The sequence below is a fragment of the Aeromicrobium sp. CF4.19 genome, assembly GCF_051262555.1.
In the GTDB taxonomy this organism is placed as follows: domain Bacteria; phylum Actinomycetota; class Actinomycetes; order Propionibacteriales; family Nocardioidaceae; genus Aeromicrobium.
Window position 1 is genome coordinate 340912 of sequence record NZ_JBIMEU010000001.1, and the last position, 13279, is coordinate 354190.

The following is a 13279-nucleotide window of genomic DNA, read 5'->3' on the forward strand; positions in this document are numbered from 1 at the left end:
TCAGAACGACCGGTCGAGCACGAGGGTCCGGACGGTGTCGCCGAGGTTGAGGGCGGTCTCGTCCTCTCCCACGATGATGAGCGCGTTGGACTCCACGAGGGAGCCGAGCAGGTGCGAGCCGCTGCCGCCGACGGGGGTGACCTTGGCGCCCTTGTGGGTGACCTCGAAGACGCCGCGCACGTACTGGCGCCTGCCGGGGGGCGAGGAGACGTCCGCCGCCAGGACGGCGTGCACCATCGGGCGCCGGTAGGGCACCAGGCCCATGAGGCGACGGATCGCGGGCAGCACGAACACCTCGAACGAGACGTACGCGGAGACCGGGTTGCCGGGCAGGGTGATGATCGGCGTCTGCTCGTCCATCACGCGGCCGAAGCCCTGCGGACGGCCCGGCTGCATGGCGACCTTGGGGAAGTCGACCGTGCCCAGGGCCGACAACGTCTCCTTGACCACGTCCTTCTCACCCTCGCTGATGCCGCCGCTGGTGACCACGAGGTCGGCGCGCACGAGCTGCTCACCCAGGAGGCGACGGAACGTGCGCGGGTCGTCGCTGACCGCCCCGACCCGGTAGGCGATGCCGCCGGCGGCCCGCACCGCCGCGGCGATCATGTAGCTGTTGCCGTCGTGGATGGAGTCGTGGTCCAGGTGGGCGCCGGGCTCGCGCAGCTCCGCCCCGGTGGAGATCACCACGACGCGGGGGCGGGGTCGGGCCTGGACGCGGGCCGAGCCCAGCGAGGCCATGAGGGCGACCTCCCGCGGGCCGATGACCGTGCCGGCGGGGACGACGACCTCGCCGCTGCGGACGTCCTCCCCCTTGCGACGCACGGCCGCACCGGGCGAGGGCGCCTTCCTGATCGCCACGCGGGCGTTGCCCCGGTCGGTCTGCTCGAACGGGACGACCGTGTCCGCGCCACGCGGCATGGCCGCCCCGGTCATGATCTTGACGGCGGTGCCGGCGGAGATCGCGAAGGGCTTTCCGGAGCCGGCGTGCACCTCCCCGACGACGGGGAGGGTCACCGGGTCGGACTCCGTGGCACCGGTGACGTCCTCGGCCCGCAGGGCGTACCCGTCCATCGCGGAGTTGTCGAAGCGGGGCAGGTCGGCGTTGGCCACGAAGTCCTCGTGCAGGGGCAGGCCCAACGACTCCACCAGGGGCTGGTCGTAGGGGGCGAGCGGACCGATGCCGCGCAGGATCGCCTCGAGGTGGTCCTCGACGGTCAGGATGCCCTCGGGGATGCTCTCCGGTCGGGGTCGCGGACGCGGACCTCGCGGGGCGGACGTGCTCGCCTCCTGCGCGGTCTCGGCTCCCGAGGACTCCGGCTGCACCGGGTCCTCGGTCTTCGGTGTGTCCGACGACATGCGAGTCAGCCTAACCGTGCCCCCGCAGGGACCTGCTGCGCCGTGCCGTCGTCGGTGAGGCGGGTCGAGCCCGTCACGACGACGTCGCGCCCGAAGTGCCAGTCGCCCTCGACGCCCAAGGAGTCCGCGTCGACGAGGGACGGGGCGTGCGGGATACGTGCGTCGAAGTCCGCGATCCGGCTGTAGAACCGCTTGTCGAGGTCGACGAGCGGCTTCGGGTCGACCTGGGCACGCAGGCGTGAGTCCGCACCGACGTCGAAGACGTCCGAGCGCAGCAGCAGCAGGTCGTTGGTGGTCTTGACCGGCAGGAAGCGGGAGCGGTCCACCTCGATGGCGGTGGCGCCGTCGAAGACCTCCACGGCCGCGCCCATCGCGGACTCGATCTGGATGACCTCCGGCGACGAGGGATCCGCGGGGTCCACCGTCTTGTGGTTGCGGATGAGCGGCAGCCCCAGCACGCCGTCACGCTCGCGCAGGGTGTCGCGCACCTGGCGCAGGTCGAACCACAGGTTGTTGGTGTGGAAGTACGGGTGCCGCTGCAGGTCGGTCGCGGCCGCCGCGTCCTCCGGCGCCGTCTGCGCGGTCTCGCGCAGCACCAGCCGGCCGTCGCTGCGCCGCACCACCAGGTGGCCGCCCTTGACGTCAGCCGGCGTCCGTCGGCACACCTCCGCCGCGTACGGCGCCCCGGTGCCGGCGAACCAGGCCATCATCGCCGGGTCCGGCGCGGCCCCGAGGTTGTCGGAGTTGGAGACCGAGGCGTAGCGGTAGCCGGCGTCGAGGAGGGCGTCGAGCACGCCCGAGGCGAGCAGGGCCGTGTAGAGGTCACCGTGGCCGGGCGGACACCACTCGAGCGTGGGGTCCGCCGGCCACTCGACGGGGGTGAGGTCGTCGGAGCGGAGCTTGGGCTCCCGGTTCTGCAGGAAATCCAGCGGCAGCCCGTCGACCTCCAGCCCGTGCGGCGCCAGGGCGGCCAGCGAGTCGTCGCGGGTGCGGAAGCTGTGCATGAACAGCAGGGGCAGCGCGACGCCGAGCTCGGCGCGCACGTGCTTGACCTGGCCGGCGATGACGTCGAGGAAGGTGAGTCCGTCGCGCACCGGCAGCAACGTCTTGGCCCGGTCCATGCCCATCGACGTGCCGAGGCCACCGTTGAGCTTGATGATCGCGGTGACCGCTGCGGCGTCGCGCTGCGCCTGCAGGTCGGCGTGGACGTCGTGGGCCCGGTCGATGCCGGTCAGTGGGTCGACGTCGTCCTCGCGGACGAGCCCGGTGGCCCCGGCCTCCAGCTGCCGGTAGAAGTCGGTGAAGACGTCGATCGCGCCCTGTGCGACGTCGGCGTCGGCCATCTTGCGCTGCGCCTGCTCGAGTGGGGTCATCGGGCCTAGGGTAGCCACATGTCCGGGTCCGCGGCGGGATCGCCGGTCGACGCGAAGTGGCGGCTGCGCGAGCGGCTGCTCGCGGCGCGCAGCGCCCGCTCGACGTCGCAACGCGAGGCGGTGGCGCAGGCCTTGGCGTGGCACCTGCTGGCCGAGCCGGTCGTCGCGAGGGCAGGCAGCGTGGCGGCCTACCGGTCGATGGCCGCGGAGCCCGGCACCCAGCCGCTGCTGGCGGAGCTGCTCGCACGTGGCACGCGGGTGCTCGTTCCGGTGGTCGACGAGCACGGGCTGGACTGGGTCCGCCACGACCCCGACGATCCCACCGAGCGCAGCAGCATCGGCGTCGAGGAACCGAGCGGCCCCCGCCTGGGCCGCGCCGCCCTGCTCGAGGTCGACGTCGTGATCGTCCCCGCGCTCGCCGTGGACCATGCGGGGCGCCGGCTCGGCCGCGGCGCCGCCTACTACGACCGTGCACTGGGCGAGGTGAGGGCGCCCGTGGTCGCGCTGGTCCACGCCGACGAGCTGCTGCCCGAGGTGCCGGCCGAGCCGCACGACGTCCCGGTCACCATGGCGGCCACGGAGTCCGGCATCTTCCGCGTCCCCTGAGCGGGCCCTCCGCCGGCGTCGGTCAGCCGCCGGGGCGCAGGACGAGGGTCTCCTCCGTCGCGGCCTCCACCGCGGCGCCGGAGAACGCCCACGGCAGCGTCTCGCCACGGGCCCACAGCTCGGTCTGGTCGACGTAGTGGGGGTGGTAGGCGTGGCCGGAGGCACCCGTGAGGTTGATCCAGCGGGACCGGTCCAGGTTCGCGAGGTCCACCACCATCCGCATCGAGGGGACGGCAGTCACGTCGTATCCCTCCCTGGCGTCCCAGCCCGTGGCGTCGACGATGCCGGTCCCGCCACCGAGCTCGTACGGCCCCCGGTTGAACAGGCCCTCGACGAGACCGATGCCCGACGTGCCGAGCGTCTGGTTGACCAGCTCGAGGCGGTGCAGACGGCCCCACGTCCAGTCCTCCGGCTCGCGCGACTGCCGACGGGTCAGCTCGTCGCGGGCCCGGCGCATGGCCTCGGCGAGGATGACGTCGCGGTCCTCCTCGACACCGGGCGTGTCGACGTCGTCCCACCAACGGCTCTCCTCGTCGTCGATGATGCGGTCCAGGACGTTGAACCAGCGCTCCCCGCCGTCGGGATGCTGCTCCGGCGGGAGCTGGTCGTGGAAGGTGAGCTCGAGCAGGTGACGCCACACGACGTTGAAGTAGGCGGCCGACGAGGAGTCCGGCGGCTGGGAGAAGTCCCACCCGCGCAACGTGTCCTGGCCCTGGCGGTCGAACTCGTCCCCGAGCTCGACGTCCAGCAGGTAGGGCACGAGCCGCTCGGCGTTGCCGTTGTGGGTGTCGGTCTGCATCGCGGTCATGTCGGCGACGTCGAAGCCGTCCCCGGCCTGCAGCAGGTCACGGATCCGCTCGGAGCGGTATCCCGCAGCCGTGTCGGCACCCAGCGTGTACGGATAGCTGCCGATGACCCTGTTGTTGGCCGTGACGATCGCCCCCTCGTCGGGGTTGAGCACGCTGGGCAGCTCCTCGAACGGGATCTCGCCGGTCCACTCGTGGGTGCCCGTCCATCCCGGCGCCGGGTAGCGCCCGTTGCCGCGGCTGCGGATCGGGATGGCGCCGGGTGACTGGTAGCCGATGTTGCCGTCCACGTCGGCGTAGACGAGGTTCTGCGAGGGAACGGTGAACAGCTCGGCCGCGTCGCGGAAGTCCTCCCAGTCCTGGGCCCGGCCGAGCGCGAACACCGCCTTGATGGTCGGCCGCGGGGTGAGGGCCGTCCACTGCAGCGAGACGGCGTAGTCCCCCTTCTCCACGTCCCGCACGGTGCCGCTGCCGACCTCGCTGATGTTCTCGTCGAGGTCGGACAGGATGGGGCCGTGCCGGGTCTCGCGCACCGTGATGGTCTCGGGCTCCCCGCCGGCCACCTCGAAGGTCTCCTCGCGGGTCTCGAGCGGCAGCTGCTCACCCTCGAACTCATAGGTCTCGCCGTCGACGCGCTCGAGGTAGAGGTCGGCGACGTCGGCGTACATCGTGGTGACGCCCCACGCGACCTTCCGGTTGTGGCCCACGACCACGCCGGGGAGGCCGGAGAAGGAGTATCCCGCGACGTCGTAGGGACACTCCGACGTGACCTGACGGCACCGCAGGCCCACCTGGTACCAGATCCCCGGCATCGAGGGCGCGAGGTGCGGGTCGTTGGCGAGGATCGGCTTCCCGGTGGCGGTGCGGTCCCCGGAGACCACCCAGGAGTTGGACCCGATGCCGTCCCCGGTCCCGAGCAGGGCCGGGACGGCCTCGGCTGCGCGTTGCGCCGACCCGAGCCGGTCGACCGCGGCCGATGCGCGTCGCGCGTCCGCCGCGTCGTCGGCGCGGAAGCTGCCGTCAGTGACCTCGCCGCCACCGACGATGGTGGCGTGGTCCTCGGGGTAGCCGGGCCACAGCTCCTCGACCTGCGCGGTCGTGAGGTCCTCGGCGGCCTGCACACGCCCGATCTCGTCGTTCATGTTGCTGCGCAGGTCCCACGCCATCGCCTTGACCCAGGCCAGGGAGTCCACCGGTGTCCACGGCTCGGGGCGGTAGTCCGGCCCGGTCAGGGACAGGACCGTGTACTCCAGGGCGAGGTCCGAGCCCGACCGGTTGTCGATGTAGGCGTTGACGCCGCGGGCGTAGGCGCGCAGCAGCTTCCGGGTCGGCTCGTCGAGCTGGCGGTACTCCTGCTCGGCGACGCGACGCCACCCGAGGGTGCGCACGAACTGGTCGGTCTCCAGGGCGCCCTCCCCGACGAGCTCGGCCAGCCGGCCAGAGGTGACGTGACGGCGAAAGTCCATCTCGTAGAAGCGGTCCTGGGCATGGACGAAGCCCTGTCCGAAGAAGAGGTCCAGCTCGTGCTCGGCCTCGACCTGCGGAATGCCGTGTGCGTCGCGGCCGATCGTGACGTCCGCCGTCAGCCCGCTGATCGTCCGCTCGCCGGTGACGTCGGGGAACGGGCCGCGCACGTTGATGAAGACGAGTGTCCCGATCGCCAGGGCGAGGGCCAGGACGACCGCGACGGTCCCGATGAGTAGTCGACGCACCCGCACATCATCACCCACGGGGACGTCAGGTGGTGACGAGTCCCCGCCGCGGCTCGGGGGCTCAGAGGACGCTCTGGCCGATCGGCCCGGGGTTGCAAGCGATCTCCCACCGGAACCCGGCAGGGTCGGCGAAGTAGCCCGAGTACCCGCCCCACTCCCGCCACTGCCCCTGTGACACCTCGGGCGCCCCGGCGGTCCGGGCCTGCTCGAGCACCGTGTCGACCGCGTCCGCCGTGGGCACGTTGTGGGCCAGCGTGATCGGCACCAGTCCTGCCCCGCGCCTGATCGGGCCGACCTCGGCCTCGAAGCCCGCCTCGGACCACAACGACAGGACGATCCGCTCCCCCACCGAGATCATGAGGACCTCGTCCGGCTCCTCCAGCGCGGGCGCCCAGCCGAGACCGTCGACGTAGAAGGTGCGCACCGCCGCGAGGTCCGGCACCGCGAGCGTGATGAAGCTGATCCGTGCCTGCACCCCGCCATCGTCGCACCCGACCCGCCGACGATGCTCGATCAGCGGGACCGCTCGACGTCGCGCACCTCACCGACCAGCTCCTCGAGCACGTCCTCGAGCATGATGACGCCGCGGACGTGGCCCTCGGCGTCGGCCACGCGGGCCATGTGGGAGCCGCGCGCCTGCATCGTGCGCAACGCCTCGTACAGGCCGGAGCCGGGCGCCACCGTGGACAGCGGACGAAGCCACTTGTCGGCGATCGGCTGGACGCGGGCGTCGTCGTCGGTCTCGAGCACGTCCTTGATGTGCAGGTAGCCGGCGAGGTCGCCCGAGGCGTCGGTGACGGGGAAGCGGGAGAACCCGGTCTCCGCGCAGGCCTCCTCCACGTCCACGGGGGTGGCCGAGGGAGCGATGGTGACCAGGCCGTCCCGTGGCAGGAGCACCTGGTCGACCGTGCCGCCGTGGAAGTCCAGCGCCCCCGAGACCAGCCCGTACTCCTCCTCGTCGAGCAGGCCCTCCCGTCGGGACTCCTCCACCAGGCCGGCCACCTCGTCGTGGGTGTAGGTGGACGCGACCTCGTCGACCGGCTCGACCCGCAGCAGCCGGACCGAGACGTTGGCGATGCCGTTGAGGCTGACGACGACGGGCTTGAGGACCGCGATGACGCCAAGCATGAACGGGCCCAGCAGCAGGGACGCGCGGTCCGGCTTCACCAGGGCCAGGTTCTTGGGCACCATCTCGCCGAAGACCACGTGCAGGAACACGATGATGCTCATCGCGATGACGAACGCGATCGGGTGCACGAGGTCGTCGGGCACGTTGAGCGCATCGAAGATCGGCTCCATCAGGTGGGCGAGCGCAGGCTCGCTGATGGCACCGAGCCCCAGCGAGCAGATCGTGATGCCCAGCTGGGCGGCCGCCATCGCGAGCGTGACGTTCTCCATGGCCTTGAGCGCGAGCTTGGCCGAGCGCTTCCCGGCCGCGGCGAGGGGCTCGATCTGTGTGCGACGGACCGAGATCAGCGCGAACTCCGAGGCGACGAACAGCGCGTTGAGCGCCAGCAGGACGACGGTGAGGCCCACTCCGAGGTAGTCGTTCATGCCCGCTCACGCCCCGGGTCGGTTGTGACCCCGTCCTCGCTCGGGTCCACCACGGTCAGGGAGACGCGGTCGATGCGCCGGCCCTCCATCCGCTCGATCGTCAGGTCGACGTCGACCGTGCGAGGCAGGCCCTCCTCGTCGTCGCCGGTGCCCGGCAGCGTGAGGCGCAGGGTGTCGTCGCGCTGGCCGAGTCGGCCCAGCTCGGCCTGCAGCAGGCCGGCGATGGTCTCGTAGTCCTCGCCCTCGGGGAGCGCGATGCCGGTCTGTTCCAGCACCTCGTCCGGACGCAGGAGGCCCGACAGCGACCACGTGCCGTCCCGCCGGTGCCGGCTGCGGGAGGAGAGCCGGTCGTGCTCGTCGGCGATGTCGCCGACGATCTCCTCCACGAGGTCCTCCAGCGTCACGACGCCGTCGGTGCCGCCGTACTCATCGACGACGACAGCCATCTGCATGCCCTGCTCGCGCAGGACCACCAGCAGGGGGTCCAGCTCCAGGGTGTCGGGCACCGTGGCGGCCGCACCGGCGATGTCCTCGACCCGCACCGAGCGCCGCCGATCCGGGCTCACACCCACGGCCTGCTTGATGTGCACGATGCCGACGACGTCGTCGGGTGAGCGACCGATGACCGGGAACCTGGAGTGCCCGGTCTGGCGGGTGGCCTCGATGACGTCCTGGGCAGTGTCGTCGCTCTCCAGGAAGTGCACGCGCACGCGCGGCGTGCGGACGTCGGCGGCCGCGCGGTCGCCGAAGGCGATGCTGCGGGCGACCAGGTCGGCCGTCTCGTCGTCGATCGAACCCTCCTGGGCCGAGCGCAGCACGAGGGAGCGCAGCTCCAGCGGCGATCGGGCCGAGCGCAGCTCCTCCTGCGGCTCCACCCCCAGGCGCAGCAACGTCTTGTTGGCGACCCCGTTCAGGAACCGGATCGGCCACGCCATGGCGACGGTGAACCAGCGCTGCGGCAGCTGCGTGACGGCCGCCGTGGCCTGGGGCCGGGCGAGGGCCAGGTTCTTGGGGATCAGCTCGCCGACCAGCATGGTCACGATGGTGCTCAGGGTGATCGCGATGGCGTAGGAGGCGATGCTCTGCGCGGTTCCGGTGACACCGACGTCCTCCAACGGGCCGCGCACGAGCCGGCCGATGGCGGGCTCGGCGAGATAGCCGATCGCGAGGTTGGTGATCGTGATGCCGAGCTGTGCGCTGCTCAGCTGCGTCGAGAGGGTCTGCAGGGCCCTGAGCGTTCCGGCGGCACCTGGCTCACCGGCCTCGGCCGCCCGCTCGATCGTGGCGCGGTCGACGGTGACGAAGGAGAACTCCGCCGCGACGAAGACGCCACAGGCGAGCATCAGCAGCAGGGAGGACGCGAGCAGGAGGGCCTCGGTCATGACGGGGATCTGGGAGGTTGGGGATCATCCACAATGCGCCGAACGATACCCTTGGCCACTCACCCACGACGAGTCGGAGTAGCCGTGCCCACCTATCAGTACCAGTGCACCGAGTGCGCCCTCGCACTCGAGGTCCAGCAGTCGTTCAGCGACGACTCCTTGACCGTCTGCCCGGAGTGCGAAGGGCGATTGCGCAAGGTCTTCAACGCCGTCGGAGTGGTCTTCAAGGGCTCGGGCTTCTACCGCAACGACAGCCGCGGCCAGGCCCCCTCCGAGGGTGGCGAGTCCTCCTCCGGCGCGCCGGCCGCAGGCAAGGAGTCCACGGGCGCAGGGTCCTCCGGCACTGACTCCTCGAGCACGTCGTCCTCCGGCAAGGAGTCCACGAGCAGCAAGGACTCGGGCACGTCGGCGTCCACGAAGTCCTCGAGCACGTCCTCCTCGGGCCAGGGCTCCGGCTCGGCCGCCTGAGAGGTTCCGCAGGACCTCGGTGCCGCTCAGACCACCGCGACGCCGGCCAGGACGCTCGCGCCGACGGCGATCGCGCGCTCGTCGACCCGCAGGTTGCCCTGGTGCAGGTCGTAGGTGGGTCCGTCCGGCGTCCGCGTCCCCAGCCGGCCCATCGCCCCGGGCACGGCCTCGACGTACCAGGCGAAGTCCTCTCCCCCGAGGCTCTGTGTGGTGGAGGCGACGGCCGCCGGACCGACAGCGCTGGTCACCGCCTGACGGAGGGCCTCCGTGGCCCCGAACTCGTTGACCACGGGCGGCACGCCCCGGACGTAGGTGACGTCGGCGCTGACGCCGAACGGGGCGAGGATGTCGGTGATCAGGCCGCGCACGAGGTGCTCGGCCTGGTGCCACGCGGCGGCGTCGAGCATCCGCAGCGTGCCTCCGACCTCTCCGGTGGCAGGGATGACGTTCGGCGCGTTGCCGGCCGAGAGCTGTCCCCAGACCAGGCTCGCGCCGGCGCGCGGGTCGAAGCGACGCGAGAGCACCGCGGGCAGCTGGGTCACCAGGCTCGCCAAGGCGTAGGTCAGGTCCTCGGTCAGGTGTGGCCTGGAGGTGTGCCCACCCCGCCCGCTGAGCGCGATGGAGAGGCGATCGGTCGCGGCGGTGATGGCGCCCTCACGAACGCCCACCAGTCCGACGTCCAGGGACGGGTCGCAGTGCAGCGCGAAGATGCGCGAGACTCCCCTGAGGATCCCACCGGAGAGCAGTCTCAACGCTCCGCCGGGCATGACCTCCTCGGCCGGCTGGAAGATGAGGCGCACGCGCCGGGGCAACGCCTCGGCCTCGTGCAGGTCACGCAGGGCGACCGCGGCGCCGACCAGGGCGGCGACGTGCAGGTCGTGTCCACAGGCGTGGGCGACGCCGGGCACGGTCGAGCGCCACGGGTCCGACGTCGTGTCGCTGACCGGCAGCGCGTCGAGGTCGGCGCGAAGCGCCACGATCGGGCCGCCCTCGGGGCCGACCTCGGCGACCACGCCGGTTCCCTCGAGGCGTTCGTGCCACAGCCCGAGCTTGTCCATCCAGGCCGCGACCACGTCGGTCGTCCGCTCCTCGCGCCACGAGAGCTCCGGGCTGGCATGCAGGTCCCGCCGCAGCTCGATGAGGTCGGGAGTGACGACCTCGACCGACCGGGCGATGGCCGCGGACGGGGTGGCTTCGGAAGGCATCTGATCAGGATACGTCCTGCCGGCCGGCCCCGCGGCCCCTCGGCCGGGGCCCGGCATGCAGCGTCGACCGGGGTCGATGCGGCTACGGTGGGCTGGTGGACGTGGCTCTCGGGTTTATCGTGGGGCTCATCGTCGCGGGCGTTGCAGGCCTCATCTGGCGCCGCACCCGTGCAGTCGAGCCCGTCCCGGTGGACGAGACGGACGAGCTCGCCCAGATGCTTGCCGACGTCGCCGTGACCCTGCTCGCCACCGCCGTCGATGCCCCGGGACTGAGCGTGGGCGAGCGGCTCACCCTCGTCGACGACCTCCGCTCGCGCGACCTGGTCGACGCCGAGCAGCACGCGGCGGCCCGTCAGCAGGTGCTCGGCCAGGGGGAAACGTGAGCGGCACGTCGTGGGTCAGCGCCGACGGTGGGGCGATGGACCGCGTCGTCGTGCTGTGCGCGGTGCTGCTCGGTCTGTGCGCCGCCGTGATGGTCGGCGTCACGATCGCCCGCGACGTGTGGGGCGGCGTGGCGTTCTGGACCGTCGTGCTGGCCCTCTGCCTCGTCGTCGGGCGCCAGGGCCTGCGGCGCGTCCGTCGGGCCGGGCGTGAGGACCCCTCGTGAGGATCAGGGCTGCAGCGTCGCCTTGATCTGCTCGACCGTCTCGTCGCCGAGCCTCTCCAGCCTGCCGCGAGCCAGCGAGGCGAGGACGTTCAACGGGAACGGGAAGTCGAAGACCGCACGGTAGTGGATCCGCGTCCTCTCGCCGTCCGGCGTGAACGCCAGGTGGTCGGTGGCCGTGGTCCTGCCGTTGCGCCCCCGGCACACGAAGTGCGAGGGGCGGTCGTGGGCGATCGTCTCGTACGTCAGCTCCACGGTGCGACGCAGGAACCTCGACCGGTTGAGGTAGGTGGTGCCCACACCACCGTCACCGGAGGTTCGCCGGGTCTCGATCGTCCCGGGGTCCCACTGCTCGGTGTTCTCGAAGTCGCTGAGGAAGTCGAAGACGTCCTCGACCGGCCGCCCGACGTGGAAGGTGCGCTCGACGTCCATGCCTGGAGCGTAGGTCCGCTGCGAGGGCGCGCAACTCATCGCGCTGTCCCTCGCGGCGAGCCAGGTACCACAGCGTCGTGACCAGGACCCCGAGTCCAGCCGCTGCGCCGGTGCCGATGACGGAGGCCCGCGCGCCGAAGACCTCGCCCACCCAGCCGACGAGTGGTGCCACGAAGGGCACGCTGCCGATGAAGACCATGATGTACAGCGCCGCGACGCGTCCTCGCATGGCCGGCGTCACCGTCGTCTGGATGTAGGCGTTGGCGGTCGTCGCCATGGTCAGGACGCTGACGCCGATGAGCGGCAGCACCAGGGCGTAGGTGGCATAGGTGGGCATGAGGCCGGAGAGGATCTGCACGACCGAGAAGGCCAGCCCCGAGAGCACCACGAAGCGGATGCGCGGGGTGGTGCGGCGAGCGGCGAGCAGGGCTCCGGCGAGGGAGCCGATGGCCAGCAGCGACCCCAGCAGGCCGTACTCGCTGGCCCCACGGCCGAACTCGTCGGTGGCCATGAGCGCGCTGGTGATCTGGAAGTTCATCCCGAAGCCGCCGAGGAAGAGCACGCACGTCAGCACCAGGACCAGGTCGGGCCGCGAGCGCACGTACCGCAGGCCCTCCCGGACGGCGCCCCTGCCGCGGCCGATCACCGGCGTGGGCGTGAGTCGCTCGGTGTCCATGACCTGCAGCGCCCAGTAGGCGGCGAGGTAGCTGACGGCGTTGATCGTGATGACCCACCCGGTGCCGACGACGCCCCCGCCCAGGGCGGCGATCATCAGCCCGGCGAGCCCGGGCCCGACCAGGCGGCCGGCGTTGAACGACGCGGAGTTGAGCGCGACGGCGTTGCCGAGGTCCTCCGGTCCGACCATCTCCGGGACGAAGGACTGGCGTGCCGGAGCCTCCAGGGCGCGGCCGATGCCGAAGACCAGGGCCAGCACGTAGACGTGCCAGGCCTGCACGACACCGGTGACCGCCAGGACGCCGAGCACGCCGGCCGGGACGGCCATGGCGACCTGCATGATGCGCAGCAGCGTGCGCTTGGCGAAGCGGTCGGCCAGGACACCACCGAAGGGCGAGAGCAGCAGCGTGGGCAGCAGCTGCAGCGCGACGGTGAAGCCGAGCGCGGTGCCGCTGCCGGTGAGGACGAGGATCAGCCACGCCTGGGCGGTGTTCTGCATCCAGGTGCCGGTGTTGGAGATCAGGGAGCCAGAGGCGTAGATGCGGTAGTTGCGGACGGACAGGGCGCGGAACGTGGGGCTCACCGGGGCCTCACCGCACCCCTCGTGGCCCTCCCCGTGACGTCTCTCATGACTCGGCGATCCCGGTCAGGATGGCCGAGGCCTCGCGCAGGACCGCACGCTGGCGGGCATCGAGGTGCTGCAGGCGCTGGTGCAACCACGCGTCCCGGCGCCGGCGCTCCTCCGCCAGCACCTTCTCCCCCACCTCGGAGATGGCGACGACGACCTGTCGGCCGTCCTGCGGATGCGGCTCGCGGGTGGCGTGGCCGTTCTCCACGAGGCAGTTGATGGTGCGGGTGACGGACGGTGCACTGACCCGCTCGCGCGCGGCGACGGAAGAAGGGGTCGTCGGACCGAGCTGCCAGAGCGTGCCGAGGACGGACAGCTGGGTGGGCGTCAGGTCGGACTGCCGCTCCTGGCGCAGTCGACGATTGAGTCGGGCCACCGCCATCGCGAGAGTCTGGGTGTCGGTGGGCATGTGCTTAGCATAGTTCATTAACCATGTTAATTCAACATCGCAACCATCGGTCGAGACCGCCCGGCGCGG

General features: G+C 71.7%; 13 protein-coding genes and 1 pseudogene. 4 read left to right on the forward strand and 10 right to left on the reverse strand.

The window, feature by feature from the left end; translation table 11 throughout:
• Entirely contained in the window at positions 1 to 1356 is a 1356-nt protein-coding gene (gene glp / locus ACHAAC_RS01700; RefSeq protein WP_435714143.1) for a molybdotransferase-like divisome protein Glp, read from the reverse strand.
• Positions 1357 to 1361: 5 nt separating this feature from the next.
• A complete protein-coding gene (locus tag ACHAAC_RS01705; protein WP_435714144.1) occupies positions 1362 to 2729 on the reverse strand; it encodes a UTP--glucose-1-phosphate uridylyltransferase in 1368 nt (455 codons plus the stop codon).
• A gap of 18 nt (positions 2730 to 2747) precedes the next feature.
• Here ACHAAC_RS01705 and ACHAAC_RS01710 point away from each other — a divergent pair, with 18 nt between their 5' ends.
• Complete coding sequence (locus tag ACHAAC_RS01710) at positions 2748 to 3335, forward strand: 5-formyltetrahydrofolate cyclo-ligase (protein ID WP_435714145.1); 588 nt, start codon at positions 2748 to 2750, stop codon at positions 3333 to 3335.
• Between the two features lie 22 nt (positions 3336 to 3357).
• Here ACHAAC_RS01710 and ACHAAC_RS01715 read toward each other — a convergent pair whose 3' ends face one another.
• The 4 genes from ACHAAC_RS01715 to ACHAAC_RS01730 form a co-directional block, all read right to left on the reverse strand.
• A complete protein-coding gene (locus ACHAAC_RS01715) occupies positions 3358 to 5853 on the reverse strand; it encodes a penicillin acylase family protein (RefSeq protein ID WP_435714146.1) in 2496 nt (831 codons plus the stop codon).
• A 61-nt stretch (positions 5854 to 5914) separates the two neighbouring features.
• On the reverse strand, positions 5915 to 6328 hold the full coding sequence (locus ACHAAC_RS01720; protein ID WP_435714147.1) for a VOC family protein: 414 nt from the start codon (positions 6326 to 6328) through the stop codon (positions 5915 to 5917).
• Positions 6329 to 6366: 38 nt separating this feature from the next.
• Entirely contained in the window at positions 6367 to 7407 is a 1041-nt protein-coding gene (locus tag ACHAAC_RS01725) for a hemolysin family protein (protein ID WP_435714149.1), read from the reverse strand.
• Positions 7404 to 8789: a hemolysin family protein gene (locus ACHAAC_RS01730; protein ID WP_435714150.1), complete on the reverse strand. Its 1386-nt coding sequence runs from the start codon at positions 8787 to 8789 to the stop codon at positions 7404 to 7406. Before ACHAAC_RS01730 ends, ACHAAC_RS01725 begins: the two co-directional genes overlap by 4 nt.
• 84 nt (positions 8790 to 8873) lie before the next feature.
• Between ACHAAC_RS01730 and ACHAAC_RS01735 the strand changes: the two genes are divergently transcribed.
• On the forward strand, positions 8874 to 9257 hold the full coding sequence (locus tag ACHAAC_RS01735; RefSeq protein ID WP_435714152.1) for an FmdB family zinc ribbon protein: 384 nt from the start codon (positions 8874 to 8876) through the stop codon (positions 9255 to 9257).
• A gap of 26 nt (positions 9258 to 9283) precedes the next feature.
• On the opposite strand, the gene ACHAAC_RS01740 is transcribed toward ACHAAC_RS01735, so the two are convergent.
• Positions 9284 to 10462 carry an amidohydrolase gene (locus tag ACHAAC_RS01740; protein WP_435714153.1) on the reverse strand — a complete coding sequence of 393 codons (1179 nt, stop codon included), beginning with the start codon at positions 10460 to 10462 and terminating at the stop codon, positions 9284 to 9286.
• Between the two features lie 95 nt (positions 10463 to 10557).
• On the opposite strand from ACHAAC_RS01740, the gene ACHAAC_RS01745 reads away from it, so the two are divergent.
• Positions 10558 to 10845: a hypothetical protein gene (locus tag ACHAAC_RS01745; RefSeq protein WP_435714154.1), complete on the forward strand. Its 288-nt coding sequence runs from the start codon at positions 10558 to 10560 to the stop codon at positions 10843 to 10845.
• On the forward strand, positions 10842 to 11069 hold the full coding sequence (locus tag ACHAAC_RS01750; protein WP_435714156.1) for a hypothetical protein: 228 nt from the start codon (positions 10842 to 10844) through the stop codon (positions 11067 to 11069). The genes ACHAAC_RS01745 and ACHAAC_RS01750 overlap by 4 nt, the downstream gene beginning before the upstream one ends.
• 3 nt (positions 11070 to 11072) lie before the next feature.
• Here ACHAAC_RS01750 and ACHAAC_RS01755 read toward each other — a convergent pair.
• The 3 genes and pseudogenes from ACHAAC_RS01755 to ACHAAC_RS01765 form a co-directional block, all read right to left on the reverse strand.
• Positions 11073 to 11435: pseudogene (locus tag ACHAAC_RS01755) on the reverse strand (SRPBCC family protein); the annotation flags it as partial.
• The gene (locus ACHAAC_RS01760; RefSeq protein ID WP_435714157.1) at positions 11374 to 12756 is read right to left on the reverse strand and encodes an MFS transporter; all 1383 of its coding nucleotides are present in this window, start codon (positions 12754 to 12756) and stop codon (positions 11374 to 11376) included. The pseudogene ACHAAC_RS01755 and the gene ACHAAC_RS01760, both read right to left, overlap by 62 nt.
• A gap of 43 nt (positions 12757 to 12799) precedes the next feature.
• On the reverse strand, positions 12800 to 13210 hold the full coding sequence (locus tag ACHAAC_RS01765) for a MarR family winged helix-turn-helix transcriptional regulator (RefSeq protein WP_435714158.1): 411 nt from the start codon (positions 13208 to 13210) through the stop codon (positions 12800 to 12802).
• Between the last annotated feature and the right edge of the window lie 69 nt (positions 13211 to 13279).

Excerpts from the sequence above, each read along its gene's own strand:
- glp (WP_435714143.1), bottom strand. The coding sequence starts at position 1,356 with ATGTCGTCGGACACACCGAAGACCGAGGACCCGGTGCAGCCGGAGTCC.
- ACHAAC_RS01765 (WP_435714158.1), bottom strand. The coding sequence starts at position 13,210 with ATGCCCACCGACACCCAGACTCTCGCGATGGCGGTGGCCCGACTCAAT.
- ACHAAC_RS01705 (WP_435714144.1), bottom strand. The coding sequence starts at position 2,729 with ATGACCCCACTCGAGCAGGCGCAGCGCAAGATGGCCGACGCCGACGTC.
- ACHAAC_RS01725 (WP_435714149.1), bottom strand. The coding sequence starts at position 7,407 with ATGAACGACTACCTCGGAGTGGGCCTCACCGTCGTCCTGCTGGCGCTC.
- ACHAAC_RS01740 (WP_435714153.1), bottom strand. The coding sequence starts at position 10,462 with ATGCCTTCCGAAGCCACCCCGTCCGCGGCCATCGCCCGGTCGGTCGAG.
- ACHAAC_RS01710 (WP_435714145.1), top strand. The coding sequence starts at position 2,748 with ATGTCCGGGTCCGCGGCGGGATCGCCGGTCGACGCGAAGTGGCGGCTG.
- ACHAAC_RS01730 (WP_435714150.1), bottom strand. The coding sequence starts at position 8,789 with ATGACCGAGGCCCTCCTGCTCGCGTCCTCCCTGCTGCTGATGCTCGCC.